This window comes from Daejeonella sp., from assembly GCF_049655485.1.
Lineage (GTDB): Bacteria > Bacteroidota > Bacteroidia > Sphingobacteriales > Sphingobacteriaceae > Daejeonella.
Genome location: NZ_JBASJU010000373.1, coordinates 1 through 4,923 on the forward strand (window position 1 = coordinate 1; position 4,923 = coordinate 4,923).

6 protein-coding genes are annotated in these 4,923 nt (G+C 42.5%); 2 read left to right on the plus strand and 4 right to left on the minus strand.

Features of this window, described 5'->3' with window-relative positions:
- Both WBJ10_RS15430 and leuB read left to right on the plus strand, forming a co-directional pair.
- Positions 1 to 498 (plus strand): alpha-isopropylmalate synthase regulatory domain-containing protein (locus WBJ10_RS15430; RefSeq protein ID WP_424291880.1); only part of this gene is annotated, 498 nt, incomplete at its 5' end.
- A 108-nt stretch (positions 499 to 606) separates the two neighbouring features.
- A complete protein-coding gene (gene leuB / locus WBJ10_RS15435; RefSeq protein ID WP_424291882.1) occupies positions 607 to 1,668 on the plus strand; it encodes a 3-isopropylmalate dehydrogenase in 1,062 nt (353 codons plus the stop codon).
- A 101-nt stretch (positions 1,669 to 1,769) separates the two neighbouring features.
- On the opposite strand, the gene WBJ10_RS15440 is transcribed toward leuB, so the two are convergent.
- The 4 genes from WBJ10_RS15440 to WBJ10_RS15455 all read right to left on the minus strand — a co-directional run.
- Positions 1,770 to 2,168 (minus strand): GxxExxY protein, encoded by a 399-nt coding sequence (locus WBJ10_RS15440; RefSeq protein WP_424291884.1) that lies wholly within the window; start codon positions 2,166 to 2,168, stop codon positions 1,770 to 1,772.
- 246 nt (positions 2,169 to 2,414) lie between these two features.
- Entirely contained in the window at positions 2,415 to 3,410 is a 996-nt protein-coding gene (locus WBJ10_RS15445; protein ID WP_424291886.1) for an ABC transporter ATP-binding protein, read from the minus strand.
- A 167-nt stretch (positions 3,411 to 3,577) separates the two neighbouring features.
- Complete coding sequence (locus WBJ10_RS15450; protein ID WP_424291888.1) at positions 3,578 to 4,387, minus strand: outer membrane beta-barrel protein; 810 nt, start codon at positions 4,385 to 4,387, stop codon at positions 3,578 to 3,580.
- Between the two features lie 63 nt (positions 4,388 to 4,450).
- Positions 4,451 to 4,923: hypothetical protein (locus WBJ10_RS15455; protein WP_424291890.1), on the minus strand; the 473-nt coding region annotated here is incomplete at its 5' end.

A 4,923-nucleotide genomic window follows, 5' to 3' on the forward strand; every position in this document is an offset into this window, starting at 1 on the left:
CTTCAGGAATTGGGCTTAAAACTCAGCGATGAGGATCTTAAGAAAGTAACCCAAAGGGTAATCGAACTTGGTGATCAAAAAGAAACGGTAACGCGGGAAGATTTGCCTTACATCATTTCTGATGTTCTCAACAGCAATCCATTTACCGATAAGGTAGTTATTGAATCTTACGTTCTTACCCATTCAAAGGGTTTGCGTCCCTCAGCAACAATATCAGTCAGCATTGATGGCGAAATATTCGAAGAAAATGCACAAGGTGATGGGCAGTTTGATGCTTTTATGAAAGCTTTAACGAAAGTCTACACCAAAAAGGAACTCTGCTTGCCGAAACTAGTCGACTATGCCGTACGCATCGCGCCAGGAAGCAATTCTGATGCGCTGTGTGAAACTATTATCACCTGGGAAACCCCAACAAAGAAATTTATTACCCGCGGATTAGACTCGGATCAAACTGTTTGTGCGATTAAATCGACACAGAAGATGCTGAATATAATATAGTTGTTGGTTGTTGGTTGTTGGTTGGTTGTTGGTTGTTGGAGCCACCCGCCAATGATTGCCGGCCAGTAAAACTTACAACGTATAACGTAGAACGTATAAATTACAAATATGAAACTAAACATCGCCCTACTAGCAGGAGACGGAATTGGCCCGGAAGTTATTGACCAGGCAGTAAAAGTATCAGATGCAATCGCTGCAAAATTTGGACATGAAATAACCTGGACGCCGGCAATCACCGGTGCCTGCGCAATTGACGAAGTTGGAGAGCCTTACCCGGATTCTACTCATGAAATTTGTATGGCAGCTGATGCCATTTTATTCGGAGCAATCGGCCATCCAAAATACGACAACGACCCAAAAGCAGCCGTGCGCCCGGAACAGGGCCTGTTGAAAATGAGAAAGAAACTGGGTTTATTCGCTAACGTTCGTCCCACTTTTACATTTCCATCCTTAATTGATAATTCTCCTTTAAAAAGAGAACGCATTGAAGGAACTGACCTGATTATTTTAAGAGAACTCACAGGCGGTATATATTTCGGAGAAAGAGGAAGGAAAGACAACGGCAATACTGCATTTGATACCTGTACTTATACTCGTGATGAAGTTATCCGCCTTGCTAAACTGGGTTTTGAAATGGCAATGACCCGCGGTAAAAAGTTGTGCTGTGTAGATAAGGCTAATGTTCTTGAAACCTCCCGTCTCTGGAGAGAAACAGTACAGGATATGGAGAAAGATTATCCTGAAGTAACTGTAAGCTATGAGTTTGTAGATGCCGTTGCCATGCGTTTGGTTCAATGGCCTAATTCTTATGATGTACTGATTACAGAAAATCTTTTCGGAGATATCTTAACGGATGAGGCATCGGTAATTTCTGGTTCCATGGGATTAATGCCTTCCGCTTCGATCGGGCTTCACACAAGCTTATTTGAACCAATACACGGGTCCTACCCGCAGGCAGCAGGTAAAGACATTGCAAATCCATTAGCGACGGTTTTATCGGCGGCGATGATGTTCGAGGATGCATTTGGATTAAAGGAAGAAGCAGAGTTAATAAGAGACGTGGTGAATAAGAGCCTTGCTGAGGGAATTGTTACGGAGGATTTAGCTGGGGATAAGAAGGCGTATAAGACGAGTGAGGTTGGGGACTGGTTAGCGAGTAGGATTAAATAGGATTAGGATTCATAGGATTATAGGATTCATAGGATTGTGAATTTTATAGGATTAGGATTCATAGGATTATAGGATTCATAGGATTAAAAGTTAATTGAAACTTATTTACTTATGAATCCTTGATTATCCTGATGATTGAGATTGTAAACTCTTTTAAATTCTAAACTTCTTTTACCAAAGTTTATTAGTATTCCTGAAGGTAAGTTAAATGTTTTACAATAGTTCATCGCTTGAGCGAGATGAGCATCCTCCAGGTTAATTAAAGCTTTTAACTCTAACATCACTGTATCTTCAACGAAAAAGTCTACCCGGCCATATCCTACTCTAATATCATCATAAAAGACTGCTAAAGTCATTTCACGGATAAATCTAAGAGCTTGCTTTTCCAACTCAATCGCCATTGATCTTTGATAAACAACCTCAGGAAAACCCGGTCCCAATTTCGAGTGCACTTTCATAGCACATCCGATAATTTTATGGGTAAGTTGCTCGTATTCCACCTCAAATCAAATTTCTTCAAGGTATGGTTCTGAGACCGGAAATAAAATTAATACCCGTCTACTCAATCTAATACACCGCTATTCATTTTCTTTGCTTTGCATCCTATCAATTCCATCATCCTATTAATCCGTTGCCGCGCTTCGCCTGCATCTCCGCCCAGCATCCTATGAATCTTATCATCCTATGAATCCTAATCTATTTCTTACGCATCCTATGAATCCTATAATCCTATGAATCCTAATATTCTAATCAAAATCTAAATACCTCTCAATCACCACCTGCACCCCCTGCCCCTTCTTATACGCCCCCGGCAGGTTATTCACTGCATGAATCTTAATCCCCTTACGCACCAGCAGCAAATCCTCATAAAATCCTCTAAAAAAGATCTCTTCTACTTCATATCTCTTGCTGGTCCAGGTGCTTCTAAGCTGCACCCATTCCGGATAGATCATCACATGTTGTGCTTTTGATCGTATACCCATCAATTTAGCTTCTTCTGCGGGCAGGAAAAAGGCATTACCTAAGAGGCGAGCGGTATAGATATGTGAAGGGCGGTTATAGACTTGACTTGGCTCACCTGATTCGATTAGGAGGCCATCCTTGAGTATAAACATTTTATCTGCCAGGGTAAGGCCGTCGACGGGGTCGTGCGAGACCATGATGATAGTAATTCCAAGCTCATTTCCCAGGCGTTTCAAATCTGCACGGAACTGCGTTTTTAAAACTGAGTCCAACTGACTAAAAGGCTCATCAAGCAATAGCACTTCGGGTTCGGTTATGATGGCTCTAGCCAGAGCTACCCGCTGCTGCTCGCCCCCGCTGAGCTCTACAATCCTTTTTTCTGCCAGGGCACTTATGCCGAGAAGGTCCATAATATCGCCCGACTTCTGTTTCTTCTCCTGAACATTTTCGTTCGAGAGCATACTCTCGATGTTCTCGTAAACTTTGGCATAAAGGTTCAGGTTAAAATCCTGGCTAAGCATTTTCATCGAATCATGGCCTGGGATTAACTTCTCGTGCGGCCCCGGGATATGCTCACTTTTAAAGTGCAGCTCACCGGAATTAGGTGCCAGAGTTCCATAAATAAGTTTAAGCAGCGTACTTTTGCCACTACCGCTTTCGCCAACTATCGCAACAAAATCGCCTTTGTTGATTGTGAGATTAATATCGCTTACTCCTGCACTTAGTTCCGGAGAATAATGCTTGCTGACATTCTTTATTGAGATGATCGTTTCGGACATGGATCAAATATAATAAAACCCGCCTTCGCTACGCTACGGCGGACGACGCCCGTTCCCATAAAGTTAACATTTCATAAAAAAACTGCCACAGTTATCATCTATGGCAGTCATTTTTTGGTTACCAGCTCAGGTCTTGTTTCCTGGTTCCTGGTTCCTGGTTCTCCCTCTTAAAATCCCAGCATCAACCCAAACGACAGGTTCTTAAAATCTACAGGTCCCTGTCCATCGGCAAATACATCATTTCCATAATATTTGACATAAACCCCTGTCCCGCCGTAACCAAGCCTTGCGAAACCGCCATATCGGAAAGGATTGAAGTTATAATCGTCCTTGGATTTATCCTTGCCATTCTCCTTACTCACTTGTTTAATCTTACCATTTAAAAGGAAGCCAATCTCAGGACCAAAAACGAAGTTCAATTTATTGCCTTTCTGGTCGTCCTTGGTACGGAGTTGGAAAGAAAGAGGAATCCTAAGGTACTGGCTGGAAAATCTGTTCTTTTTGAAATCTATGGTCTCCGTAACATAGCTTAGTGTGGGCTTATCTTTCTGGAAGGTAATATTCTGTTTAAGTCGGATGTGATTCCAGTCCAGACCTACCCCAAGATAAGTCTTGAAATAACTATTAAAACGATATCCCATCTGAAAAAACTCGAACCCAAAATTGCTGCTTTTCCAGGTCTCGCGCTCCAGATAAGAGTTTGTCGGCGAGAGTGTAAAGCTTCCGTTATCACGATAAGTACTCAAACCGAGGTCGATACGGGAAGCAACAAACTGAAATGAAAATCCTGAGGACGGCTTGATCTCCTGTTCGGTTGTATCTTTCTCACCACCTCCAATTTTGATCGTGATGGTCTTCTTTTTGTCGTTCTTCACGGTATCCGTGGTAATCACAAGTACGGTGTCTTTCTTCTTGTCCTGGGCAAAACCGGGCGCTGCTAAAAATATAACGAGCACACTAAGTAGTAATTTTTTCATGTCTGGTGTCTTAATCTTTGTTCTTATTCTTTTGTTTTGTTCTTTTTTCTTGATTCCTGGCTCCTATCGATTCCTGCTTTTCAATTTAATCAGCCCCAGATTTATTCCCGACACTTGCGAGCCTTCATCCCCATCCGTAAATTCAATGATTTTATCTTCCCTCCGGTCCACTTTAGAGATCACAAAATTTACGAGGCTTCCTACGCTGCGGATCTTTCTCGGAGCAGCCATTTCCTGTTCCGAAAGGAGGTCGTCTGCTACCACATCCGCACTCGCTATCATGTCCGGCTGAGTTACATCAAGCTTCGACTGATCACCGGTGAATCTTGGAATTTTAACTTCGTTTTTCGCCTGAGCTATTTCGACCGTATTTCTTTTTACCGCACTTTCCAGGCTTTCCATATTCTGGCGGGATGGCTCATCGCTTGAGCTTTCCGTTAACGTAAGCTCTTGTGCCGCGACAAAAGTTTGCTCATTTGATGAAGTCAGTTTAGAGAAATCAAATCCTTTAATCTCTGGCTGATGCGGATCTAGCG